This window comes from Enterobacter cloacae complex sp. 370H10 (assembly GCF_050031535.1).
Taxonomy (GTDB): domain Bacteria; phylum Pseudomonadota; class Gammaproteobacteria; order Enterobacterales; family Enterobacteriaceae; genus Enterobacter; species Enterobacter intestinihominis.
On the sequence record NZ_JBLGWG010000001.1, the window covers coordinates 743680 to 769337 of the forward strand.

Sequence of the window (25658 nt, forward strand, 5' to 3'; positions counted from 1 at the left end):
CATCCTCTTTTTAAGAGATGAATTATTATTGTCTCCACTCATACCAGACGAATTCACCATATTCATGTCTGTCAGCTGTTTTTTCTGCTTTTATTGCTCATTCCCGCATCCCGTTTGCTAATTGCCTGCCTCATAACGAGCGGTTAAGGTATCCATCACTCTGCACATTATAAGATGGGTTTACCCTGTCAGAAGACGGCGCGGAAATGAATTCTGTAGACCGTCTATAACAAAAGCCTGGAGGCAAAGCATGGAGATGTTGTCTGGCGCGGAAATGGTCGTCCGATCGCTTATCGATCAGGGCGTGAAACAAGTGTTCGGCTATCCCGGAGGCGCGGTTCTCGATATTTATGACGCGCTGCACACGGTAGGCGGTATTGATCATGTTCTGGTTCGTCATGAACAGGCTGCTGTGCATATGGCTGACGGCCTGGCCCGCGCCACGGGCGAAGTGGGTGTTGTGCTGGTCACTTCCGGGCCGGGGGCGACCAATGCCATTACTGGCATAGCGACTGCGTATATGGACTCTATTCCACTGGTCATTCTTTCCGGACAGGTGGCGACGTCGCTGATTGGCTATGATGCGTTTCAGGAGTGCGACATGGTGGGGATCTCACGCCCCGTGGTGAAGCACAGCTTTCTGGTTAAACAAACTGAAGATATCCCGGGCGTACTGAAAAAAGCCTTCTGGCTGGCCGCCAGCGGTCGTCCTGGGCCAGTGGTTGTCGATCTGCCAAAAGATATTCTCAATCCGGGGAATAAACTGCCTTACCTTTGGCCTGAGTCGGTGAGCATGCGTTCGTATAATCCGACCACGCAAGGGCACAAAGGACAGATTAAACGTGCGCTGCAAACGCTGCTGGCTGCGAAAAAACCGGTGGTCTATGTGGGGGGAGGCGCCGTCAATGCAGCCTGCGAAACGCAACTACGCGAACTGATCGAGAAGCTTAATCTTCCTGTCGCGTCATCACTGATGGGGCTGGGGGCGTTCCCTGCCACGCATCGGCAGGCGCTGGGCATGCTGGGTATGCACGGCACCTACGAAGCCAATATGACGATGCACAATTCTGACGTGATTTTTGCCGTCGGCGTGCGTTTTGACGATCGCACCACGAACAACCTGGCGAAATACTGCCCGAATGCGACGGTGCTGCACATTGATATCGATCCTACTTCTATCTCTAAAACGGTGCCGGCGGATGTGCCGATCGTGGGAGACGCACGACAGGTGCTGGATCAAATGTTGGATCTGCTGGCGCAGGAGACCGCCTCTCAACCGCTGGACGAGATCCGCGACTGGTGGCAACAAATCGAGCAATGGCGTGGCCGTCAGTGCCTTAAATACGACACGCAAAGTGAGAACATCAAACCGCAGGCGGTGATCGAGACGATCTGGCGTCTGACCAATGGCGATGCGTATGTCACTTCTGACGTGGGCCAGCATCAGATGTTTGCTGCGCTGTATTACCCGTTTGATAAACCGCGTCGCTGGATCAACTCAGGCGGGCTCGGCACGATGGGCTTTGGTTTGCCCGCCGCGCTGGGGGTAAAGCTGGCGTTGCCAAACGAAACGGTTATTTGCGTAACGGGTGACGGCAGTATACAGATGAATATTCAGGAACTTTCCACTGCGCTGCAATATGAACTGCCAGTGCTGGTGCTGAACCTGAATAACGGTTACCTCGGCATGGTAAAACAGTGGCAGGATATGATTTATTCGGGCCGTCACTCCCAGTCCTATATGAAATCACTTCCGGACTTTGTCCGTCTGGCTGAAGCCTATGGTCATATTGGCATGCGGGTAACCGATCCGTCAGAGCTGGAAGCGAAGCTCGGCGAAGCGCTTGAGCACGTTAAAAACAATCGCCTTGTCTTCATGGACGTTATCGTCGATGGCACAGAGCACGTTTATCCGATGCATATTCGTGGCGGTGGTATGGATGAAATGTGGTTAAGCAAAACGGAGAGAACCTGATATGCGCCGGATATTATCTGTATTACTGGAAAATGAGTCGGGCGCACTGTCGCGGGTTATTGGGCTTTTTGCCCAGCGCGGCTATAACATTGAAAGCCTGACCGTCGCACCGACCGATGACCCTACGCTCTCGCGCATGACGATCCAGACTGTCGGCGATGCGAAAGTGCTTGAGCAGATCGAAAAGCAATTGCACAAGCTGGTGGACGTACTGCGCGTCAGCGAGCTGGGGCAGGGGGCTTACGTCGAACGTGAAGTGATGCTGGTGAAAATTCAGGCCAGCGGTTACGGCCGTGAAGAGGTCAAGCGCAACACGGATATTTTCCGTGGGCAGATTATTGACGTCACGCCTTCTATATATACTGTCCAGCTTGCCGGAACGAGCGATAAGCTGGACGCTTTCCTGGCCTCTGTCAGGGATGTGGCAAAAATTGTTGAAGTTGCGCGCTCTGGCGTTGTTGGCCTCTCGCGCGGCGATAAAATCATGCGTGAGTAGCGCAATAGGTTCGCCTCTTTCAGCCCGGTAGCCAAAGCCGGGCTTTTTTTTGCGTAATCCGCCGACAACGCAGACAAAAGCGGTTGCCGTGAAGGCTATTCTGCGTTTAGATGTTAAAATATTTAACCATAACCTTGACAGGGCCATGGACTCTTTTCTTTTTTTGAGGGGCAATTGTGAAACTGGATGAAATCGCCCGGCTCGCCGGCGTGTCGAGAACCACGGCCAGCTATGTGATTAACGGTAAAGCAAAGCAGTATCGTGTCAGCGATAAGACCGTTGAGAAAGTGATGGCAGTCGTTCGTGAGCATAATTACCATCCGAATGCTGTCGCAGCAGGTTTACGTGCCGGGCGCACCCGCTCTATTGGCCTGGTGATCCCGGACCTGGAAAACACCAGCTATACCCGCATCGCCAACTATCTGGAACGTCAGGCTCGTCAGCGGGGCTATCAGCTGTTGATTGCCTGCTCCGAGGATCAGCCCGACAACGAGATGCGCTGCATTGAGCATCTGCTGCAACGTCAGGTTGATGCCATCATCGTGTCGACCTCTTTACCACCCGAGCATCCGTTCTATCAGCGCTGGGCGAACGATCCGTTCCCGATAGTGGCGCTGGATCGTGCGCTCGATCGTGAACATTTCACCAGCGTGGTGGGTGCCGATCAGGACGATGCAGAAATGCTGGCTGCCGAGCTGCGTACCTTCCCGGCTGAAACGGTGCTGTATCTTGGCGCTTTGCCTGAACTTTCGGTAAGCTTCCTGCGTGAACAAGGGTTCCGTACGGCATGGAAAGACGATCCGCGTGACGTTCATTATCTCTATGCCAACAGTTATGAGCGCGAAGCGGCTGCCCAGCTGTTCGAGAAATGGCTGGAAACGCACCCGATGCCGCAGGCGTTGTTTACCACCTCGTTTGCTCTGTTGCAGGGAGTGATGGACGTGACGTTACGTCGCGATGGCAAGCTGCCATCCGATCTGGCGATTGCTACCTTCGGTGATAACGAACTGCTCGACTTCCTGCAATGTCCAGTGCTGGCGGTGGCTCAGCGTCACCGCGACGTCGCCGAGCGCGTGCTGGAGATTGTTCTGGCAAGCCTGGATGAACCCCGCAAGCCGAAACCCGGGCTTACGCGTATCAAACGTAATCTCTATCGGCGCGGAATTTTGAGCCGCCATTAATATTTCCACAGGGGCGGTATAACTGCCCCTTTTGCGGCGAATTTATTGCGATAAATAATTCCCGGATAAAAATTAGGATTTATCTCTAAGATTCATAGCCTGCTATTTTTCTGAATCCATTTTGGTGTTAAAAAGCACAATTATAAATTTTTGACTGACATTTCTTTGTATTGTTTTGTTACAAACAGGCGCCAGCCGATGAATATTCAGCCATTTTTCACTCTCCCTCCAGGCCTCAATGCACACGAACGAATCCATATTGCCTCGGGATTAAACTGGTGCTGTTATCCCCCGGCGATATGCCTTAAAATGCTGCCCGCGTCGCAAACTGACACTTTATATTTCCCTGCGATGATATTGAGTGAGTCTTAACGCTCGTGTGCATATTCGGTTTTTTTCTTACAAATATTCATAACGTTAATTTTGCCTCGCCAGTTGTTTAGTTATTAGCCAGGTCACTCTTGCTCTGTAAATAGGATGCTTTCGGGTCCGTACAGAGAGAGTCCTGGCTTGACAAGCTTTTCCCTCGCTCCGTAAACTCCTTCAGGTGGGAATTTGTGGGTTAAAGTGGTGAGGAGGGGTGAGGCTGGCATGTTCCGTGGAGCAACGTTAGTCAATCTCGACAGCAAAGGGCGTTTATCGGTACCAACCCGATACCGTGACCAGCTGATTGAGAACGCTTCGGGTCAACTGGTTTGCACCATTGACATCAACTCCCCCTGCCTGCTGCTTTATCCTTTGCCTGAATGGGAAATCATTGAGCAAAAGCTGTCGCGACTGTCGAGCATGAACCCGCAGGAACGCCGCGTACAGCGGTTGTTATTGGGACATGCCAGTGAATGTCAGATGGATAGCGCCGGGCGATTATTGATTGCGCCTGTGTTGCGGCAACATGCCGGTCTGACTAAAGAAGTGATGCTGGTCGGGCAGTTCAACAAGTTTGAACTGTGGGACGAAACGACCTGGTATCAACAGGTCAAGGAAGATATCGACGCTGAGCAGTCTGATTCCGCAACATTATCGGAACGGCTGCAGGACTTGTCTCTATAAATATGATGGAAAATTATAAACATACAACGGTGCTGCTGGATGAGGCCGTTAACGGCCTGAATATTCGTCCAGATGGCATCTATATTGATGGCACTTTTGGTCGCGGTGGCCACTCGCGTTTGATCCTCTCTCAGCTTGGAGCGGAAGGGCGCCTGCTGGCAATTGACCGCGATCCGCAGGCGATTGCCGTTGCGCAAACCATCGATGACCCTCGCTTTTCCATCGTGCATGGACCTTTCTCTGCGCTTGCGGATTATGTCGCCGAGCGCGGCCTGACCGGCAAAATCGACGGGATCCTCCTCGATCTTGGCGTCTCTTCACCACAGCTTGATGATGCAGAACGCGGCTTCTCCTTTATGCGCGACGGTCCGCTGGATATGCGTATGGACCCCACCCGCGGCCAGTCTGCCGCCGAGTGGTTACAAACTGCTGACGAAGCGGATATTGCCTGGGTGATCAAAACCTTCGGCGAAGAACGCTTTGGCAAACGTATTGCGCGCGCCATCGTGGAGCGCAACCGCGTTGAGCCAATGACCCGTACCAAAGAGCTGGCAGAAGTCATCGCGGCGGCAACGCCAGTGAAGGACAAGCACAAACATCCTGCGACCCGCACCTTCCAGGCGGTTCGTATCTGGGTAAACAGTGAACTGGAGGAAATAGAGCTGGCGCTAAAAAGCTCGCTCGACGTGCTGGCCCCGGGTGGGCGGTTATCCATCATCAGCTTCCATTCGCTGGAAGATCGCATCGTTAAGCGCTTTATGCGTGAACAGAGCCGCGGTCCGCAGGTTCCAGCTGGGCTGCCGATGACGGAAGAACAACTCAGAAAGCTGGGAGGCCGTCAGTTGCGAGCATTAGGCAAGTTGATGCCGGGCGAAGAAGAGGTGGCAGAGAATCCACGTGCCCGTAGTTCAGTGCTGCGTATTGCAGAGAGGACGAACGCATGATCAGCAGAGTGACAGAGACCCTAAGCAAAGTTAAGGGATCGTTAGGAAGCAACGAGCGCCATGCCTTGCCTGGCGTGATCGGCGACGATCTTTTGCGGTTTGGGAAGCTGCCACTCTGCTTGTTCATTTGCATCATTGTGACGGCAGTCATGGTGGTAACCACCGCTCACCATACCCGTTTATTAACTGCGCAGCGCGAACAGATGGTACTGGAACGCGATGCGCTGGATATTGAATGGCGAAATCTGATCCTTGAAGAAAACGCGCTCGGCGATCACAGCCGGGTTGAACGGATCGCAACGGAAAAACTGCAATTACAGCATGTCGATCCTTCGCAGGAAAATATCGTAGTACAAAAATAAGGGAAAACGCGACGCATGAAAGCAGCGGCAAAAACGCTAAAACCAAAACGCCAGGAAGAACAGGCCAACTTTATCAGTTGGCGTTTTGCGTTGCTTTGCGGCTGCATTTTACTGGCGCTGGGTTTCCTGCTGGGACGCGTGGCGTGGCTACAAATCATCGCGCCTGACATGCTGGTGCGTCAGGGGGATATGCGTTCTCTGCGCGTGCAGGAAGTTTCTACCTCTCGTGGGATGATCACCGACCGCTCCGGCCGCCCGCTGGCGGTGAGCGTACCGGTGAAGGCGATCTGGGCCGATCCTAAAGAGCTGCATGACGCAGGCGGGATCACCCTTGATAACCGCTGGAAGGCGCTCTCAGACGCGTTGAAAATGCCGCTGGATCAGCTGGCGTCACGCGTTAACGCCAACCCGAAAGGGCGCTTCATCTATCTTGCCCGTCAGGTGAACCCTGATATGGCTGACTACATTAAAAAACTCAAGCTGCCCGGCATTCATCTGCGGGAAGAATCCCGCCGTTATTATCCTTCCGGCGAAGTCACCGCGCACCTGATTGGCTTCACCAACGTGGATAGCCAGGGGATTGAAGGCGTTGAAAAAAGCTTCGACAAGTGGCTTACCGGCCAGCCTGGCGAGCGAATCGTGCGTAAAGACCGCTATGGTCGCGTCATTGAAGATATTTCCTCGACAGACAGCCAGGCCGCGCACAACCTGGCCCTGAGTATTGATGAGCGCTTGCAGGCGCTGGTCTATCGTGAGCTGAACAACGCCGTCGCGTTTAACAAGGCGGAATCGGGCAGTGCCGTGCTGGTGGATGTGGCGACAGGTGAAGTGCTGGCGATGGCCAGTAGTCCCTCATACAACCCGAATAATTTTGCCGGTACAGCAAAAGATGCGATGCGTAACCGCTCCATCACCGATGTGTTTGAACCCGGTTCAACCGTAAAACCTATGGTGGTGATGACGGCTCTACAGCGGGGCATCGTCAACGAAAATACCGTTCTGAATACGATCCCTTATCGAATTAACGGCCACGAAATAAAAGACGTGGCACGTTACAGCGAACTGACCCTGACCGGGGTCTTACAGAAGTCGAGTAACGTCGGTGTGTCAAAACTGGCGTTAGCGATGCCGTCCTCAGCGTTAGTAGATACTTACTCACGTTTTGGGCTGGGAAAGGCGACCAATTTGGGGTTGGTCGGAGAACGCAGTGGCTTATATCCTCAAAAACAACGGTGGTCTGACATAGAGAGGGCCACCTTCTCTTTCGGCTACGGGCTAATGGTAACTCCCTTACAGTTAGCGCGAGTCTACGCAACGATTGGCAGCTATGGCATTTATCGCCCGCTGTCGATCACCAAAGTTGATCCACCGGTACCGGGGGAACGTGTTTTCCCGGAATCTATCGTTCGTACCGTCGTACATATGATGGAAAGCGTCGCGCTGCCCGGTGGTGGTGGCGTGAAGGCCGCGATTAAGGGCTATCGTATCGCCATCAAAACCGGTACAGCGAAAAAAGTGGGGCCGGACGGCCGCTATATCAACAAATACATTGCCTATACCGCAGGCGTAGCGCCTGCAAGCAATCCGCGTTTTGCGCTGGTGGTCGTCATCAACGATCCGCAGGCGGGTAAATACTACGGCGGCGCCGTCTCCGCGCCTGTGTTCGGGGCTATTATGGGCGGCGTGTTGCGCACCATGAACATTGAACCGGATGCGCTGGCGACGGGCGAAAAAAGTGAATTTGTAATTAATCAAGGCGAGGGAACAGGTGGCAGATCGTAATTTGCGCGACCTTCTTGCTCCGTGGGTGCCTATGCTACCTGCGCGAGCACTGCGAGAGATGGTACTGGACAGCCGCGTAGCGGCTTCTGGCGATCTTTTTGTGGCAGTGGTAGGTCATCAGGCGGACGGGCGTCGTTATATCCCGCAGGCGATTGCGCAAGGTGTTGCTGCCATTATTGCTGAGGCCAAAGATGAGGCAACAGACGGTGAGATCCGTGAAATGCACGGCGTGCCGGTCATCTATCTCAGCCAGCTGAATGAGCGTCTCTCCGCGCTGGCAGGACGTTTTTACAACGAACCTTCCGACCAGTTAAAGCTGGTTGGCGTGACAGGAACCAACGGAAAAACCACCACCACTCAGCTGATGGCGCAGTGGGCTCAGCTGCTGGGTGAAACCGGTGCCGTCATGGGCACGGTGGGGAACGGTATTCTGGGCAAAGTAAGCCCGACGGAAAACACGACAGGCTCGGCGGTTGACGTGCAGCGTGTGCTGGCAGGCCTTGCAGAGCAGGGGGCGACCTTCGCGGCGATGGAGGTCTCCTCCCATGGTCTGGTACAACATCGCGTGGCGGCACTGAAATTTGCCGCCTCTGTCTTTACAAACCTGAGCCGCGATCACCTTGATTATCATGGTGATATGGAGCACTACGAAGCGGCGAAATGGCTGCTTTATTCCACTCACCACCACGGGCAGGCGATCATTAACGCCGACGACGAAGTCGGTCGCCGCTGGCTGGAAAAACTGCCAGATGCGGTGGCGGTGTCGATGGAAGATCGCATTAATCCGAACTGTCGTGGCCGCTGGCTGAAGGCAGTCGAAGTGAACTACCACGATAGCGGGGCGACGATCCGCTTTGCTTCCACCTGGGGTGAAGGTGAAATTGAAAGCCGCCTGATGGGGGCTTTCAACGTCAGTAACCTGCTGCTGGCGCTGGCGACGCTGCTGGCGCTGGGTTACCCGATGGTGGATCTGCTGAAAACGTCTGAGCGTTTGCAACCGGTCTGTGGCCGCATGGAAGTGTTCAGTGCGCCGGGCAAGCCGACGGTGGTCGTGGATTACGCCCATACGCCGGATGCGCTGGAAAAAGCGCTGGAAGCGGCGCGTCTGCACTGCGCAGGCAAGCTCTGGTGCGTGTTTGGCTGCGGTGGCGATCGCGACAAGGGTAAACGTCCGCTGATGGGCGCCATCGCTGAGCAGTTCGCGGATATTCCCGTGGTGACCGATGACAACCCGCGTACCGAAGAGCCGAGGGCCATTATCAACGACATTCTGGCGGGCATGCTGGATGCGGGTCGTGCGCGCGTGGTCGAAGGCCGTGCGGAGGCCGTGACTAACGCCATTATGCAGGCGCAGGAGAATGATGTGGTTCTGCTGGCCGGTAAAGGTCATGAAGATTATCAGATCGTCGGCAATCGTCGTCTGGATTACTCCGACCGCGTGACGGCAGCGCGTCTGCTGGGAGTGGTGGCATGATTAGCATTACGTTAAGCCAGGCCGCTGCGGTATTGCAGGGGATGCTGCATGGTCAGGATCTGACCATCGAGGCTGTGACCACCGACACCCGTAAGGTGACGGCGGGCTGCCTGTTTGTGGCGCTGAAGGGTGAACGTTTTGACGCCCACGATTTTGCGCAACAGGCTAAAGATAACGGCGCGGGTGCGCTGCTAGTCAACCGTAAGCTCGATATCGATTTGCCGCAGATTGTGGTGAAAGATACGCGCCTGGCGTTTGGTGAGCTGGCGGCATGGGTTCGCCAGCAGGTGCCAACACGCGTCGTGGCGCTGACGGGCTCGTCGGGCAAAACCTCCGTTAAAGAGATGACGGCGGCGATCCTTAGCCAGTGCGGAAACACGCTTTATACGGCGGGCAACCTTAATAATGACATCGGTGTACCGATGACGCTGCTGCGCCTGACCCACGAGCATGAATATGCGGTGATTGAGTTAGGGGCTAACCATCAAGGCGAAATCGCCTGGACCGTGAGCCTGACGCGTCCGGAAGCGGCGCTGGTGAATAACCTGGCGGCGGCACATCTTGAAGGTTTTGGTTCGCTGGCCGGTGTGGCGAAAGCGAAAGGTGAAATTTATACCGGCCTGCCGGATGACGGCATCGCCATTATGAATGCCGATAACAATGACTGGCTGAACTGGCAGAGCATCATTGGTTCACGCAAAACCTGGCGCTTCTCCCCGAATGCGGCAAACAGTGATTTTTCGGCGACCAACATTCATGTGACGTCACACGGCACCGAGTTCACCCTCATGACCCCAACGGGCGACATCGACGTGCTGCTGCCGTTGCCGGGTCGTCATAACATCGCCAATGCGCTTGCTGCGGCAGCGCTCTCAATGGCGGTAGGTGCCTCACATGCTGCGATAAAAACTGGTCTGGCAAATTTAAAAGCCGTGCCGGGGCGTCTGTTCCCGATCCAGCTGGCTGAAAACAAACTCCTGCTGGATGACTCCTACAACGCTAACGTCGGCTCCATGACGGCGGCCGTGCAGGTCTTGTCTGAGATGCCGGGCTATCGCGTGATGGTTGTTGGCGATATGGCCGAGCTGGGTGATGAAAGCGAAGCCTGCCACGTACAGGTTGGCGAAGCGGCGAAAGCTGCCGGGCTTGACCGCGTACTGAGCGCAGGCACGCTGAGCAAGGCCATTTCCGATGCCAGTGAAGTTGGCGAACATTTTGCCGATAAATCTGCACTGATCGAACGCCTGAAGGCATTGATTACAGAAAAACAGATTGTGACTGTTTTAGTTAAAGGTTCACGTAGTGCCGCCATGGAAGAGGTTGTGCACGCATTACAGGAGAACGGGACATGTTAGTTTGGCTGGCCGAACATTTGGTCAAATATTATTCAGGCTTTAACGTCTTTTCCTATCTGACGTTTCGCGCCATCGTCAGCCTGCTGACTGCGCTGTTCATCTCGTTGTGGATGGGCCCGCGCATGATTGCCCGTTTGCAAAAACTCTCTTTCGGCCAGGTTGTACGCAACGATGGTCCGGAATCGCATTTCAGCAAGCGCGGTACGCCGACCATGGGCGGGATCATGATCCTGACCGCGATTGTGGTGTCCGTTCTGCTGTGGGCTTATCCGTCTAACCCCTACGTCTGGTGCGTGCTGACTGTTCTGGTTGGCTACGGGATCATCGGTTTTGTTGATGACTACCGCAAAGTCGTGCGCAAAGACACCAAAGGTTTGATCGCGCGCTGGAAGTATTTCTGGATGTCGGTAATTGCGCTGGGTGTGGCCTTCGCGCTTTACCTGGCAGGAAAAGACACCCCGGCCACCGAGCTGGTGGTGCCGTTCTTCAAAGACGTGATGCCGCAGCTGGGGCTGTTCTACATTCTGCTGGCTTACTTTGTGATCGTCGGCACCGGCAACGCCGTCAACCTGACCGATGGTCTGGACGGCCTGGCCATCATGCCAACCGTGTTTGTCGCGGGCGGTTTCGCGCTAGTGGCGTGGGCGACCGGTAACATGAACTTTGCAAACTACCTGCACATCCCGTACCTGCGACACGCTGGTGAGCTGGTGATCGTCTGTACGGCGATTGTCGGCGCGGGGCTGGGCTTCCTGTGGTTCAACACCTATCCGGCGCAGGTCTTTATGGGCGACGTCGGTTCACTGGCACTGGGCGGCGCGCTGGGCATTATCGCCGTGCTGCTGCGTCAGGAGTTCCTGCTGGTGATTATGGGCGGTGTGTTTGTGGTTGAGACCCTGTCGGTGATTTTGCAGGTCGGTTCCTTCAAGCTGCGCGGCCAGCGCATCTTCCGTATGGCACCGATTCACCACCACTATGAACTGAAAGGCTGGCCGGAGCCGCGCGTCATTGTGCGCTTCTGGATTATTTCGCTGATGCTGGTGCTGATTGGCCTGGCAACGCTGAAGGTACGTTAATCATGGCAGATTACCAGGGCAAAAAAGTCGTTATCATCGGGTTGGGCCTTACCGGCCTCTCCTGCGTGGACTTTTTCCTTGCGCGTGGCGTGACGCCGCGCGTGATGGATACGCGCGTCTCTCCGCCGGGTCTGGACAAGCTGCCGGAGCAGGTTGAACGCCACCTGGGTGGTCTGAATGATGAGTGGCTGCTGGTCGCCGATCTGATTGTTGCCAGCCCGGGCATGGCGCTGGCGCATCCTTCGCTGAGTGCCGCGGCGGATGCAGGCGTTGAGATTGTTGGCGATATCGAACTGTTCTGCCGGGAGGCGCAGGCCCCGATCGTTGCCATTACCGGTTCAAACGGTAAAAGCACCGTCACCACCCTGGTGGGTGAGATGGCGAAAGCGGCGGGCAAAAATGTCGGCGTGGGCGGTAACATTGGTCTGCCCGCGTTGATGCTGCTCGATAAAGGGTGTGAGCTGTTTGTACTTGAGCTTTCCAGCTTCCAGCTGGAAACCACTTCAAGCCTGCATGCGGCGGCAGCGACGATCCTTAATGTCACCGAAGATCATATGGACAGATACCCGTTCGGCTTGCAGCAGTACCGCGCGGCCAAGCTGCGTGTCTATGAAAATGCCAAAGTCTGCGTGGTGAATGCCGATGATGCACTCACCATGCCGGTGCGTGGCGCAGACGATCGCTGCATTAGCTTCGGTATTAACATGGGTGACTATCACCTTAACCGCCAGCAGGGCGAAACCTGGCTGCGGGTGAAAGGTGAGAAGGTGCTGAACGTGAAAGAGATGATGCTCTCCGGCCAGCATAACTACACCAACGCGCTGGCGGCGCTGGCGCTAGCGGATGCCGTTGGCCTGCCGCGATCTTCAAGCCTGAAGGCGCTGACCACCTTTACCGGCCTGGCTCACCGTTTTCAGCTGGCGCTGGAACACAACGGCGTACGCTGGATTAACGATTCCAAAGCGACCAATGTGGGTAGCACCGAGGCGGCATTGAACGGTCTGCACGTTGAAGGCACACTGCATCTGCTGCTGGGCGGCGACGGTAAATCAGCCGATTTCTCCTCGCTGAAGCAGTACCTCAACGGTGATAACGTGCGCCTTTATTGCTTTGGCCGCGATGGCAGCGAGCTTGCGGCGTTGCGTCCTGAGGTCGCCGAACAAACCGAGACCATGGAACAGGCGATGCGCCTTATCGCCCCCCGCGTGAAGCCCGGCGATATGGTGCTGCTCTCGCCAGCCTGTGCCAGCCTCGATCAATTTAAGAATTTCGAACAGCGGGGCGATGTCTTTACCCGCCTGGCGAAGGAGTTAGGCTGATGCGTTTATCTCTCCCTCGCCTGAAAATGCCGCGTCTGCCAGGGTTTGGTATCCTGGTATGGCTGTTTACGGCGCTGAAAGGCTGGGTGATGGCTTCACGGGATAAAGATTCCGACAGCCTGATTATGTACGACCGCACGCTGTTCTGGCTCACGCTGGGGCTGGCTGCGACCGGCTTTATTATGGTCACCTCGGCGTCGATGCCTGTCGGACAGCGTCTAGCAAACGATCCGTTCCTGTTTGCCAAGCGTGACGGGCTGTACATCATTCTCGCGTTCTGCCTGGCAATGATCACCTTACGCCTGCCGATGTCGTTCTGGCAGCGGCACAGTACGGCCATGCTTATCGCCTCAATCATCATGCTGTTGATCGTTCTGGTCGTCGGGAGCTCCGTTAACGGGGCATCACGCTGGATCGCCTTTGGTCCGCTGCGTATTCAGCCTGCAGAGTTCACCAAGCTTTCGTTGTTCTGCTACCTGGCAAACTACCTGGTGCGTAAAGTCGACGAAGTTCGTAACAACCTGCGCGGCTTCTTAAAACCGATGGGCGTGATTCTGGTGCTTGCGATCCTGCTGCTGGCGCAGCCCGACCTCGGTACGGTTGTCGTACTGTTTGTCACTACGCTGGCGATGCTGTTCCTGGCGGGAGCAAAACTGTGGCAGTTCATTGCCATCATCGGGATGGGGATTTCGGCGGTGGTGCTGCTGATCCTCGCCGAACCATACCGTATCCGCCGTGTGACCTCGTTCTGGAACCCATGGGAAGATCCGTTCGGCAGCGGTTATCAGCTGACACAGTCGCTGATGGCGTTTGGCCGCGGCGAAGTCTGGGGCCAAGGCCTGGGCAACTCGGTGCAAAAACTGGAGTATTTACCGGAGGCGCATACCGACTTCATCTTCTCCATTATTGGGGAAGAACTGGGTTATATCGGTGTGGTATTGGCGCTATTAATGGTATTCTTCGTCGCTTTCCGCGCCATGTCGATTGGCCGTAAAGCGCTGGAGATCGATCACCGCTTCTCCGGTTTCCTGGCCTGCTCAATTGGTATCTGGTTTAGCTTCCAGGCACTGGTAAACGTTGGGGCCGCAGCGGGTATGCTGCCGACCAAAGGTCTGACGTTGCCGTTGATCAGTTATGGTGGTTCGAGTCTGTTGATCATGTCGACGGCCATCATGTTTTTGTTACGCATAGATTATGAAACGCGTCTGGAGAAAGCTCAGGCGTTTACACGAGGTTCACGATGAATCAACCGAAGCGGTTAATGGTGATGGCAGGCGGGACCGGCGGACACGTGTTCCCGGGACTGGCGGTTGCGCACCATTTAATGGAACAGGGCTGGCAGGTACGCTGGCTGGGAACCGCAGACCGCATGGAAGCCGACCTTGTACCTAAACACGGTATCGAGATCGACTTTATTCGTATTTCTGGCCTTCGTGGCAAAGGGATCAAGGCGCTGCTGCTGGCGCCGGTGCGCATTTTCAATGCCTGGCGTCAGGCGCGCGACATTATGAAGCGCTTTAAGCCTGACGTCGTTCTGGGCATGGGCGGCTACGTTTCCGGTCCGGGAGGACTGGCGGCGTGGTCACTGGGCATCCCTGTTGTTCTGCATGAGCAGAACGGTATTGCCGGGTTGACCAACAAATGGCTGGCAAAAATCGCCACCAAAGTTATGCAGGCCTTCCCCGGGGCATTCCCGAAAGCGGATGTCGTAGGGAACCCGGTGCGTGTGGACGTGCTGGCGCTGCCGCTGCCAGATGCACGTCTGGCGGGCCGAGAAGGGCCGGTGCGCGTGCTGGTTGTCGGCGGTTCCCAGGGCGCACGTATTTTAAACCAGACGATGCCACAGGTTGCGGCAAAACTGGGTGATGCGGTGACCATCTGGCACCAGAGCGGGAAGGGCGCTCAGCAGAGCGTTGAGCAGGCTTACGCGCAGGAAGGTCAGCCGCAGCATAAAGTGACTGAATTTATTGATGATATGGCCGCAGCCTATGCCTGGGCCGATGTCGTGGTCTGTCGCTCGGGCGCGCTGACGGTGAGCGAAATCGCCGCCGCCGGTTTGCCAGCGCTTTTTGTGCCGTTCCAGCACAAAGACCGACAGCAGTACTGGAATGCGCTGCCGCTTGAGAAAGCGGGTGCCGCAAAAATTTTTGAGCAGCCACAATTTACCGCTGATGCGGTCGCCACTACCCTGGCGGGCTGGAACCGGGATGTATTACTGGAGATGGCGCAACGCGCACGCGCGACCGCTATCCCGGATGCAACGGAACGGGTGGCAAAAGAAGTGAGCCTGGCAGCCCAGGCATAATTCTCGCAGCGCGTGTTGCGCTGCACGATTTTTTTGAAGTAGTCGATGGCGTTTAGAGAATGAATACACAACAACTGGCAAAACTGCGTTCTATCGTGCCCGAGATGCGTCGCGTCCGGCACATTCACTTTGTCGGCATCGGTGGTGCTGGCATGGGCGGTATTGCCGAAGTGTTAGCTAACGAAGGCTATCAGATCAGCGGGTCTGACCTGGCGCCAAACCCTGTTACGCAGCAGCTGGCGTCGCTGGGGGCGACTATCTATTTCAATCATCGCCCGGAAAACGTGAGCGATGCGAGCGTGGTTGTAGTGTCCAGCGCGATCTCCGCGGATAACCCGGAAATCGTTGCGGCGCATGAGGCGCGCATTCCGGTGATCCGTCGCGCGGAAATGCTGGCGGAACTGATGCGTTTCCGTCACGGCATTGCGGTGGCCGGTACGCACGGTAAAACCACAACAACAGCGATGGTCTCCAGCATTTATGCGGAAGCGGGTCTCGACCCAACGTTCGTTAACGGTGGTCTGGTGAAAGCCGCTGGCGTGCATGCGCGTCTGGGCCACAGCCGTTATCTGATTGCGGAAGCGGATGAAAGCGACGCGTCGTTCCTGCATTTGCAGCCGATGGTGGCTATCGTCACCAATATCGAAGCTGACCATATGGATACCTACCAGGGCGACTTCGAGAACTTAAAGCAGACCTTTATTAACTTCCTGCACAACCTGCCGTTCTATGGCCGTGCGGTGATGTGCGTGGACGACCCGGTGATCCGCGAGCTGCTGCCGCGCGTCGGGCGTCAAATTACCACCTACGGCTTCAGCGAAGACGCTGATGTACGCGTGGAAGATTATAAGCAGATAGGTGCGCAGGGACATTTCACCCTGGCACGCCAGGATAAAGAGCTCCTGCATGTCACCCTGAACGCGCCGGGACGTCACAATGCCCTGAATGCGGCGGCGGCGGTGGCTGTTGCAACGGAAGAAGGCATTGATGATGAGGCGATCCTGCGCGCGCTGGAAAGCTTCCAGGGAACGGGCCGTCGCTTCGACTTCCTGGGTGAGTTCCCACTGGAGCCGGTAAACGGTAAGCCCGGTTCTGCGATGCTGGTCGACGACTATGGTCACCATCCGACGGAGGTTGACGCAACCATCAAAGCGGCACGCGCGGGTTGGCCGGAAAAGAATCTGGTCATGATCTTCCAGCCGCACCGTTACACACGTACCCGCGATCTATATGACGATTTTGCCAACGTCCTTTCGCAGGTCGATACCCTGCTGATGCTGGATGTTTATGCCGCGGGCGAAGCGCCGATTCCGGGCGCGGACAGTCGGTCTTTATGTCGTACCATCCGCGGACGCGGTAAAGTGGACCCTATTCTGGTCCCCGACCCGGCGCAGGTAGCTGAAATGCTTGCCCCGGTCCTGACGGGTAACGATCTGATCCTGATTCAGGGTGCGGGAAATATCGGCAAAATCGCCCGTACCTTAGCTGAAATCAAACTGAAGCCGCAAACTCAGGAGGACGAGCGTCATGGCTGATAAGATTGCTGTCCTGTTTGGCGGCACTTCCGCCGAACGCGAGGTGTCTCTGAATTCGGGCGCTGCCGTGCTGGCGGGCCTGCGTGAAGGTGGCGTGGACGCGCATCCGGTTGATCCGAAAGAGGTGGACGTTACGCAGCTGAAAGCGATGGGCTTCGATAAAGCCTTTATCGCGTTGCATGGTCGCGGCGGTGAAGACGGCACGTTGCAGGGGCTGCTGGAGCTGATCGGTATGCCGTACACCGGCAGCGGCGTGATGGCATCCGCTATCTCCATGGATAAACTGCGCAGCAAACTGCTGTGGCAGGGGGCGGGTCTGCCCGTTGCGCCATGGGTTGCACTGACGCGCCGAGAATTTGAATTGGGCTTGTCGGACAGCGTTAATACACGCATTGCGGCACTGGGCTTACCGGTTATTGTGAAGCCTAGCCGTGAAGGGTCGAGTGTGGGAATGTCCAAAGTTGATAAAGCTGTAGATTTGGCTGACGCTTTAGCACTGGCATTTCAACATGATGAAGAAGTTCTGATTGAAAAATGGCTTAGCGGGCCGGAATTTACCGTCGCGATGCTTGGTGAAGAAATTTTACCGTCAATTCGCATCCAACCCGCCGGAGTCTTCTATGATTATGAGGCGAAGTATCTCTCTGATGAGACGCAATATTTCTGCCCAGCTGGTCTTGAAGCACAACGTGAAGCGGAATTACAGTCTCTGGTGCTTAAAGCCTGGAATGTTTTGGGATGCCGAGGCTGGGGACGAATTGATGTGATGCTTGACGGTGACGGGCAATTTTATCTGCTGGAAGCAAACACGTCTCCGGGTATGACCAGCCATAGCCTTGTGCCGATGGCGGCGCGTCAGGCGGGAATGAGCTTCTCGCAATTAGTCGTACGTATTTTGGACCAGGCGGGCTGATATGTCTCAGGCTGCGTTGAACACGCGCAACCGCGATGACGAAGAAGAATATTCTTCTTCGCGCCGGAGTAATGGAACGCGTCTTGCAGGGATTATCTTCCTGCTCGGGGTGCTGTGCACCGTGTTTATCAGCGGCTGGATGGTGCTGGGCTGGATGGAAGACGCACAGCGGTTGCCGCTGTCGAAGCTGGTAGTGACCGGAGAGCGTCACTACACGCGTAACGATGACATTCGCCAGTCAATTCTGGCGCTGGGGTCGCCTGGCACCTTTATGACGCAGGACGTCAACATTATCCAGAGTCAGATTGAACGTCTGCCGTGGATAAAACAGGCGAGTGTCAGAAAGCAATGGCCTGATGAATTGAAGATTCATCTGGTTGAATATGTGCCGATTGCGCGTTGGAATGATCAGCATATGGTTGACGTAGACGGAAATTCGTTCAGCGTCCCGAGCGATCGTGTCAACAAGCAGAATTTACCGATGTTGTATGGCCCGGAAGGCAGCGAAAACGAAGTATTGCAGGGTTTTCGTGAGATGGGGCAGGTGCTGGCTAAGGATCGCTTTACGTTAAAAGATGCTGCGATGACGGCGCGCCGTTCCTGGCAGCTGACCTTAACGAATGGCATTAAGCTCAATCTTGGCCGCGGCGACACAATGAAACGTCTGGCGCGTTTTGTAGAACTTTACCCGGTTTTACAGCAGCAGGCGCAGACGGATGGCAAACGGATAAGCTACGTTGATTTGCGCTATGACTCAGGCGCAGCAGTCGGTTGGGAGCCGGCTCCGGTCGAGGAACCTAATCAGCAACAAAATCAGGCACAGGTACAGGCAGAACAACAATGATCAAGTCGACGGACAGAAAATTGGTAGTAGGACTGGAGATTGGCACCGCGAAGGTTGCCGCTTTGGTAGGGGAAGTTCTGCCCGACGGTATGGTCAATATCATTGGCGTGGGCAGCTGCCCTTCCCGTGGTATGGATAAAGGTGGGGTAAACGACCTTGAGTCGGTGGTGAAATGCGTTCAGCGCGCCATCGACCAGGCTGAATTGATGGCAGATTGCCAGATTTCCTCTGTCTATCTGGCTCTTTCTGGTAAGCACATCAGCTGCCAGAATGAAATCGGTATGGTGCCGATTTCTGAAGAAGAAGTGACGCAGGAAGACGTTGAGAACGTTGTCCACACGGCGAAATCTGTGCGTGTTCGCGACGAGCACCGTGTGCTGCATGTGATCCCGCAAGAATACGCGATCGACTACCAGGAAGGTATCAAGAATCCGGTCGGTCTGTCGGGCGTACGTATGCAGGCAAAAGTGCACCTGATCACATGTCACAACGATATGGCGAAGAACATTGTAAAAGCCGTTGAACGTTGTGGCCTGAAAGTTGACCAACTAATTTTCGCCGGACTTGCCGCGAGCTATTCCGTGCTGACCGAAGACGAACGTGAACTGGGCGTCTGTGTGGTCGATATTGGTGGTGGTACAATGGACATGGCTGTCTATACCGGCGGTGCGTTGCGCCACACCAAAGTGATCCCGTACGCCGGGAATGTGGTGACCAGCGATATCGCTTACGCCTTTGGTACGCCACCGAGCGATGCAGAGGCGATTAAAGTCCGCCACGGTTGCGCGCTGGGCTCTATCGTCGGCAAAGACGAGAGCGTTGAAGTGCCGAGCGTAGGCGGTCGACCGCCGCGCAGCCTGCAACGCCAGACGCTGGCAGAGGTAATTGAGCCGCGTTATACCGAGCTGCTCAACCTGGTCAACGAAGAGATTTTGCAGTTACAGGAACAGCTTCGCCAGCAGGGTGTGAAACATCATCTCGCAGCGGGGATTGTATTAACCGGCGGGGCAGCGCAAATTGAAGGTCTTGCGGCCTGCGCTCAGCGCGTGTTCCATACGCAGGTGCGTATTGGTGCGCCGCTGAATATCACCGGTTTAACGGATTATGCTCAGGAGCCGTACTATTCAACGGCGGTGGGCCTGCTGCACTACGGGAAAGAATCCCATTTAAGTGGTGAGGCAGAGGTGGAAAAACGCGTCTCGGTGGGGTCGTGGGTCAAACGACTTAACACCTGGTTGCGAAAAGAATTTTAATTTTTTAAGAGACCGGAGAGAATTAGCGGTCTCGGGCGACAGGCACAACGGAGAGAGAGATTATGTTTGAACCTATGGAATTAACCAACGACGCGGTGATTAAAGTCATCGGCGTCGGTGGCGGCGGCGGTAACGCCGTAGAGCACATGGTGCGCGAGCGCATCGAAGGTGTTGAATTCTTCGCGGTGAACACCGATGCGCAGGCGCTGCGTAAAACGGCTGTTGGCCAGACGATTCAGATCGGTGGTGGCATCACCAAAGGTCTGGGAGCAGGGGCTAACCCGGAAGTGGGCCGCAACGCGGCTGAAGAAGATCGTGAAGCGCTGCGCGCTGCACTGGACGGTGCAGACATGGTCTTCATCGCAGCGGGTATGGGCGGCGGTACAGGTACCGGTGCAGCACCCGTTGTGGCGGAAGTCGCTAAAGATTTAGGTATTCTGACCGTTGCTGTCGTGACCAAGCCTTTCAACTTTGAAGGTAAGAAGCGTATGGCTTTCGCGGAGCAGGGTATCACCGAGCTGTCCAAGCACGTGGACTCTCTGATTACCATTCCGAACGACAAGCTGCTGAAAGTGCTGGGTCGCGGTATCTCTCTGCTGGACGCCTTTGGCGCGGCAAACGACGTGCTGAAAGGCGCGGTTCAGGGTATCGCTGAACTGATTACCCGTCCTGGCCTGATGAACGTTGACTTTGCAGACGTTCGCACCGTGATGTCCGAGATGGGCTACGCGATGATGGGCTCTGGCGTGGCGAGCGGTGAAGACCGTGCGGAAGAAGCCGCTGAAATGGCGATCTCTTCTCCACTGCTGGAAGATATCGATCTGTCTGGCGCGCGCGGCGTGCTGGTCAACATTACCGCTGGCTTTGACCTGCGTCTGGATGAGTTCGAAACCGTGGGTAACACCATCCGTGCATTCGCCTCTGACAACGCGACCGTTGTTATCGGTACGTCCCTTGACCCGGAAATGAACGACGAACTGCGTGTGACCGTTGTGGCCACCGGTATCGGTATGGACAAGCGTCCTGAGATCACCCTCGTGACCAACATACAGACTCAGCAGCCGGTGATGGATCGTTACCAGCAGCACGGTATGTCGCCTCTGACTCAGGAGCAAAAACCGGCTGCGAAAGTGGTGAACGACCCGACTCCACAAACGGCAAAAGAGCCAGATTATCTGGATATCCCGGCGTTCCTGCGTAAGCAAGCTGACTAAGAATTGGCTGGAATTTGGGGATTTGCGCTCTTTGTGCTAAACTGGCCCACCGTTAGTGATATACACTCTCGGTTGGATAGTTAATTTGGCGAGATTATACGATGATCAAACAAAGGACACTTAAACGTATCGTTCAGGCGACGGGTGTCGGTTTACATACCGGCAAGAAAGTCACACTGACGTTACGCCCTGCGCCGGCCAATACCGGGGTCATCTATCGTCGCACCGACTTGAATCCACCGGTAGATTTTCCGGCCGATGCCAAATCTGTGCGTGATACTATGCTCTGTACTTGTCTGGTGAACGAGCATGACGTGCGGATTTCTACCGTAGAGCACCTGAACGCCGCCCTGGCGGGTCTGGGTATCGACAACATTATGGTTGAAGTCGATGCGCCAGAAATCCCGATCATGGACGGGAGTGCTGCTCCGTTCGTTTATTTGTTGCTGGATGCCGGCATCGAAGAACTGAACTGCGCGAAGAAATTTGTTCGCATTAAAGAGACCGTTCGCGTCGAAGATGGCGACAAATGGGCTGAATTCAAACCGTACAATGGTTTCTCGTTGGACTTCACCATCGATTTTAACCATCCGGCGATTGACTCCAGCACCCAGCGCTATGCGATGAACTTCTCTGCGGATGCGTTCATGCGTCAGATCAGCCGAGCACGTACCTTCGGCTTTATGCGTGATATCGAATATCTGCAATCCCGCGGCTTGTGCCTGGGCGGCAGCTTCGATTGTGCCATCGTTGTTGACGATTATCGCGTACTGAACGAAGACGGTCTGCGTTTTGAAGATGAATTTGTTCGTCACAAAATGCTGGACGCGATCGGCGACCTCTTCATGTGTGGTCACAACATCATTGGTGCCTTTACCGCGTTTAAATCCGGTCATGCACTGAACAACAAACTGTTGCAGGCCGTCCTGGCAAAACAGGAAGCCTGGGAATATGTGACCTTCGAAGACGAAGCTGAACTGCCGCTGGCGTTCAAAGCCCCGACTATGGTCCTGGCGTAACGGTTAAAGCCGTTTCGTAAGAAAAGCGACTGGTTCACCTGGTACTCTCTCCGACCAGGGAAGCCAGTCGTTTTTATTTCTGCCCTTTCTGGATTTGTCTCTCTCACCCCTGGCCTGTGTTGGGTGCCAAATAACGGTGTGTTCGCTGCATTAATGACCGTTTTTACCTGCTGCAAGGTGTCATTCCTGCTGTCGTGTATTGGCTTTAGTGGTAATATCTGGGCGCTAAAAAAGAATAACTGAACTCAGCCTGCACTGGCGGGCGAACGTGGTGGAGCAAGTGAGCGGAATACTGACGCGCTGGCGACAATTTGGCAGACGTTACTTCTGGCCGCATCTCTTATTGGGGATGGTCGCGGCGAGTCTCGGCTTGCCTGTGCTCAGCAACAGCGCAGACGCGGCAACGCCAGCACGTTCCACGACGACCAAACACGATCTCACCACGCGGGTTAACTTCACTAATCTCGCATGGCTTGAAGCCAACCGTCGTCCCAATTTCTCCGTTGATTACTGGCAGCAACACGCGATTCGCACGGTTATTCGCCATCTGTCGTTCGCGATGGCGCCGCAGACGATGCCTGTTGCTGAAGAAACGCTGCCGGTCCAGGCTCAGCACCTTGCTCTGCTCGATACGCTCAATGCGCTTCTGACGCAGGACAACCAGCCGCCTGTGACCGTGAGTCAGACGGCGCAAACTGCTTTTGTTTCCCCCGCATCCTTCTCTGTTTCGACCTGGATTAGCCAGGTTCACGGCATCCGTGCCGGGCCTCAACGCCTCAGCTAAATTAACCCTTTTTCAATACCTTAATTTATCTGCCCGACTGGGGCGTTTGAGAATTTATTATGCTAATCAAATTGTTAACCAAAGTTTTTGGTAGTCGTAACGATCGTACCCTGCGCCGCATGCGCAAAGCTGTGAACGTCATCAACGGTATGGAACCGGCGATGGAGAAGCTCTCTGATGATGAACTGAAAGCAAAAACCGCGGAGTTTCGTGCGCGTCTGGAGAAAGGCGAAACCTTAGAAAGCCTGATCCCGGAAGCCTTTGCCGTAGTACGTGAGGCCAGTAAACGCGTGTTCGGCATGCGTCACTTCGACGTGCAGCTGCTGGGCGGGATGGTGCTCAACGAGCGCTGCATCGCGGAAATGCGTACCGGTGAAGGTAAAACCCTGACTGCAACGCTGCCGGCTTACCTGAATGCGCTGACGGGTAAGGGCGTTCACGTTGTTACCGTCAACGACTATCTGGCGCAACGCGACGCCGAAAATAACCGTCCACTGTTCGAATTCCTCGGCATGACCGTGGGCATTAACATGTCCGGCCTGCCGGCACCTGCGAAGCGTGAAGCCTACAACGCGGACATCACCTACGGCACCAACAACGAATACGGCTTCGACTACCTGCGTGACAACATGGCGTTCAGCCCTGAAGAGCGCGTCCAGCGTAAACTGCACTATGCGCTGGTGGATGAGGTTGACTCCATTCTGATCGATGAAGCGCGTACCCCGCTGATCATCTCCGGCCCGGCCGAAGACAGCTCCGAGATGTACCGTAAAGTCGACAAAATCATTCCACACCTGCTGCGTCAGGAGAAAGAAGACTCCGATACTTTCCAGGGTGAAGGTCACTTCTCCGTGGATGAAAAAGCGCGTCAGGTCAACCTGACCGAACGCGGCCTGGTGAAAATCGAAGAGCTGCTGGTGGCTGAAGGCATTATGGAAGAGGGCGAGTCTCTGTACTCCCCGAGCAACATTATGCTGATGCACCACGTAACGGCTGCACTGCGCGCGCACGCCCTGTTCACCCGCGACGTTGACTACATCGTTAAAGACGGTGAAGTCATCATCGTCGATGAACACACCGGTCGTACCATGCAGGGACGTCGCTGGTCCGATGGTTTGCACCAGGCCGTGGAAGCGAAAGAAGGCGTGGATATTCAGAACGAAAACCAGACGCTGGCCTCCATCACCTTCCAGAACTACTTCCGTCTGTACGAGAAGCTGGCGGGGATGACCGGTACCGCAGATACCGAAGCGTTTGAGTTTAGCTCCATCTATAAGCTGGATACCGTGGTAGTACCAACCAACCGTCCAATGATCCGTAAGGATATGCCGGACCTGGTATACATGACCGAAGCGGAAAAAATCCAGGCGATCATCGAAGATATTCGCGATCGTACCGCGAAGGGCCAGCCGGTTCTGGTGGGGACCATCTCCATCGAGAAATCTGAAGTGGTGTCTAACGAGCTGACCAAGGCGGGCATCAAGCACAACGTGCTGAACGCCAAGTTCCACGCTAAAGAAGCAGATATCGTTGCGCAGGCGGGTTACCCGGCTGCCGTAACCATCGCTACCAACATGGCGGGTCGTGGTACCGATATTATGCTCGGCGGTAGCTGGCAGGCCGAAGTGGCCGAGCTGGAAAACCCAACCCCGGAGCAAATCGCGCAGATCAAAGCCGACTGGCAGGTGCGTCACGACGCGGTGCTGGCATCCGGTGGTCTGCACATCATTGGTACCGAGCGTCATGAATCTCGTCGTATCGATAACCAGCTGCGCGGTCGTGCGGGCCGTCAGGGTGATGCCGGTTCTTCCCGTTTCTATCTGTCTATGGAAGATGCGCTGATGCGTATTTTCGCCTCTGACCGTGTGTCCGGCATGATGCGTAAACTGGGCATGAAACCTGGCGAAGCGATCGAGCACCCGTGGGTTACCAAAGCGATTGCCAACGCCCAGCGTAAAGTAGAAAGCCGCAACTTCGACATTCGTAAGCAACTGCTGGAATATGATGACGTTGCCAACGACCAGCGTCGTGCAATCTATACCCAGCGTAACGAACTGCTGGACGTGTCCGACGTGAGCGAAACCATCAACAGCATTCGCGAAGATGTGTTCAAAGCCACTATCGACGCGCACATTCCACCGCAGTCTCTGGAAGAGATGTGGGATATCGAAGGCCTGCAGGAACGTCTGAAAAACGACTTCGACCTCGAACTGCCAATCAAAGAGTGGCTGGACAAAGAGCCTGAGCTGCACGAAGAGACCCTGCGCGAGCGTATCTACGAAACCGCGCTAGACGTCTATAAGCGTAAGGAAGAAGTGGTTGGCGCTGAGATGATGCGTCACTTCGAGAAAGGCGTAATGTTGCAGACCCTGGACTCCCTGTGGAAAGAGCACCTGGCGGCGATGGACTACCTGCGTCAGGGTATCCACCTGCGTGGTTATGCGCAGAAAGATCCGAAGCAGGAGTACAAGCGTGAATCCTTCTCCATGTTTGCTGCCATGCTGGAGTCGCTGAAGTATGAAGTCATCAGCACTCTGAGCAAAGTTCAGGTGCGTATGCCGGAAGAAGTGGAAGCGATGGAGCAGCAGCGTCGTGAAGAAGCTGAGCGTCTGGCACAGATGCAGCAGCTGAGTCATCAGACCGATGAGAGCGAAGCCGCAGCGGCAATCGCAGCGCAGACGGGCGATCGTAAAGTTGGTCGTAACGATCCGTGCCCATGTGGTTCCGGCAAAAAATACAAGGCGTGCCATGGCCGTCTGAGCTAAGAACATAACAAA

General features: G+C 55.3%; 21 protein-coding genes. All 21 read left to right on the forward strand.

The window, feature by feature from the left end:
* Positions 1–250: 250 nt before the first annotated feature.
* The 21 genes from ilvI to secA all read left to right on the forward strand — a co-directional run bounded on the left by ilvI (position 251) and on the right by secA (position 25646).
* Positions 251–1975, forward strand: coding sequence for an acetolactate synthase 3 large subunit (gene ilvI / locus ACQG2Q_RS03520; protein ID WP_023299318.1), 1725 nt, complete (start codon positions 251–253; stop codon positions 1973–1975).
* A 1-nt stretch (position 1976) separates the two neighbouring features.
* Positions 1977–2471, forward strand: a complete 495-nt coding sequence (gene ilvN / locus ACQG2Q_RS03525) for an acetolactate synthase small subunit (protein WP_001252742.1) — start codon at positions 1977–1979, stop codon at positions 2469–2471.
* A 176-nt stretch (positions 2472–2647) separates the two neighbouring features.
* Entirely contained in the window at positions 2648–3652 is a 1005-nt protein-coding gene (gene cra, locus ACQG2Q_RS03530) for a catabolite repressor/activator (protein WP_003856369.1), read from the forward strand.
* Between the two features lie 591 nt (positions 3653–4243).
* Positions 4244–4702: a division/cell wall cluster transcriptional repressor MraZ gene (gene mraZ / locus ACQG2Q_RS03535; protein ID WP_014830641.1), complete on the forward strand. Its 459-nt coding sequence runs from the start codon at positions 4244–4246 to the stop codon at positions 4700–4702.
* A gap of 2 nt (positions 4703–4704) precedes the next feature.
* Positions 4705–5646, forward strand: coding sequence for a 16S rRNA (cytosine(1402)-N(4))-methyltransferase RsmH (gene rsmH / locus ACQG2Q_RS03540; RefSeq protein ID WP_003856366.1), 942 nt, complete (start codon positions 4705–4707; stop codon positions 5644–5646).
* Positions 5643–6008, forward strand: a complete 366-nt coding sequence (gene ftsL, locus ACQG2Q_RS03545; protein WP_003856363.1) for a cell division protein FtsL — start codon at positions 5643–5645, stop codon at positions 6006–6008. The genes rsmH and ftsL overlap by 4 nt, the downstream gene beginning before the upstream one ends.
* A 15-nt stretch (positions 6009–6023) precedes the next feature.
* Positions 6024–7790 (forward strand): peptidoglycan glycosyltransferase FtsI, encoded by a 1767-nt coding sequence (gene ftsI / locus ACQG2Q_RS03550; protein ID WP_022647040.1) that lies wholly within the window; start codon positions 6024–6026, stop codon positions 7788–7790.
* Positions 7777–9264, forward strand: a complete 1488-nt coding sequence (gene murE, locus ACQG2Q_RS03555; protein WP_046619892.1) for a UDP-N-acetylmuramoyl-L-alanyl-D-glutamate--2,6-diaminopimelate ligase — start codon at positions 7777–7779, stop codon at positions 9262–9264. The genes ftsI and murE overlap by 14 nt, the downstream gene beginning before the upstream one ends.
* Positions 9261–10619, forward strand: coding sequence for a UDP-N-acetylmuramoyl-tripeptide--D-alanyl-D-alanine ligase (murF, locus tag ACQG2Q_RS03560; protein WP_038415337.1), 1359 nt, complete (start codon positions 9261–9263; stop codon positions 10617–10619). The genes murE and murF overlap by 4 nt, the downstream gene beginning before the upstream one ends.
* Positions 10613–11695 carry a phospho-N-acetylmuramoyl-pentapeptide-transferase gene (mraY, locus tag ACQG2Q_RS03565; protein ID WP_003856353.1) on the forward strand — a complete coding sequence of 361 codons (1083 nt, stop codon included), beginning with the start codon at positions 10613–10615 and terminating at the stop codon, positions 11693–11695. Before murF ends, mraY begins: the two co-directional genes overlap by 7 nt.
* A 2-nt stretch (positions 11696–11697) precedes the next feature.
* Positions 11698–13014 (forward strand): UDP-N-acetylmuramoyl-L-alanine--D-glutamate ligase, encoded by a 1317-nt coding sequence (murD, locus tag ACQG2Q_RS03570; protein ID WP_023299321.1) that lies wholly within the window; start codon positions 11698–11700, stop codon positions 13012–13014.
* Positions 13014–14258, forward strand: a complete 1245-nt coding sequence (gene ftsW / locus ACQG2Q_RS03575; RefSeq protein ID WP_022647044.1) for a cell division protein FtsW — start codon at positions 13014–13016, stop codon at positions 14256–14258. The genes murD and ftsW overlap by 1 nt, the downstream gene beginning before the upstream one ends.
* Positions 14255–15319, forward strand: a complete 1065-nt coding sequence (gene murG / locus ACQG2Q_RS03580; protein WP_038415340.1) for an undecaprenyldiphospho-muramoylpentapeptide beta-N-acetylglucosaminyltransferase — start codon at positions 14255–14257, stop codon at positions 15317–15319. Before ftsW ends, murG begins: the two co-directional genes overlap by 4 nt.
* Before the next feature lie 59 nt (positions 15320–15378).
* A complete protein-coding gene (murC, locus tag ACQG2Q_RS03585) occupies positions 15379–16854 on the forward strand; it encodes a UDP-N-acetylmuramate--L-alanine ligase (RefSeq protein WP_023299323.1) in 1476 nt (491 codons plus the stop codon).
* On the forward strand, positions 16847–17767 hold the full coding sequence (locus ACQG2Q_RS03590) for a D-alanine--D-alanine ligase (RefSeq protein WP_023330111.1): 921 nt from the start codon (positions 16847–16849) through the stop codon (positions 17765–17767). Before murC ends, ACQG2Q_RS03590 begins: the two co-directional genes overlap by 8 nt.
* Position 17768: 1 nt before the next feature.
* The gene (ftsQ, locus tag ACQG2Q_RS03595; RefSeq protein ID WP_003856342.1) at positions 17769–18611 is read left to right on the forward strand and encodes a cell division protein FtsQ; all 843 of its coding nucleotides are present in this window, start codon (positions 17769–17771) and stop codon (positions 18609–18611) included.
* A complete protein-coding gene (ftsA, locus tag ACQG2Q_RS03600) occupies positions 18608–19864 on the forward strand; it encodes a cell division protein FtsA (RefSeq protein WP_003856340.1) in 1257 nt (418 codons plus the stop codon). The genes ftsQ and ftsA overlap by 4 nt, the downstream gene beginning before the upstream one ends.
* 62 nt (positions 19865–19926) lie before the next feature.
* Positions 19927–21078, forward strand: coding sequence for a cell division protein FtsZ (gene ftsZ, locus ACQG2Q_RS03605; RefSeq protein WP_426759063.1), 1152 nt, complete (start codon positions 19927–19929; stop codon positions 21076–21078).
* A 101-nt stretch (positions 21079–21179) separates the two neighbouring features.
* A complete protein-coding gene (gene lpxC, locus ACQG2Q_RS03610; RefSeq protein ID WP_003856337.1) occupies positions 21180–22097 on the forward strand; it encodes a UDP-3-O-acyl-N-acetylglucosamine deacetylase in 918 nt (305 codons plus the stop codon).
* 280 nt (positions 22098–22377) lie between these two features.
* Positions 22378–22881 (forward strand): secA translation cis-regulator SecM, encoded by a 504-nt coding sequence (secM, locus tag ACQG2Q_RS03615; RefSeq protein WP_032621757.1) that lies wholly within the window; start codon positions 22378–22380, stop codon positions 22879–22881.
* Positions 22882–22940: 59 nt separating this feature from the next.
* The gene (secA, locus tag ACQG2Q_RS03620; RefSeq protein WP_022647050.1) at positions 22941–25646 is read left to right on the forward strand and encodes a preprotein translocase subunit SecA; all 2706 of its coding nucleotides are present in this window, start codon (positions 22941–22943) and stop codon (positions 25644–25646) included.
* The last annotated feature ends 12 nt before the right edge of the window (positions 25647–25658 follow it).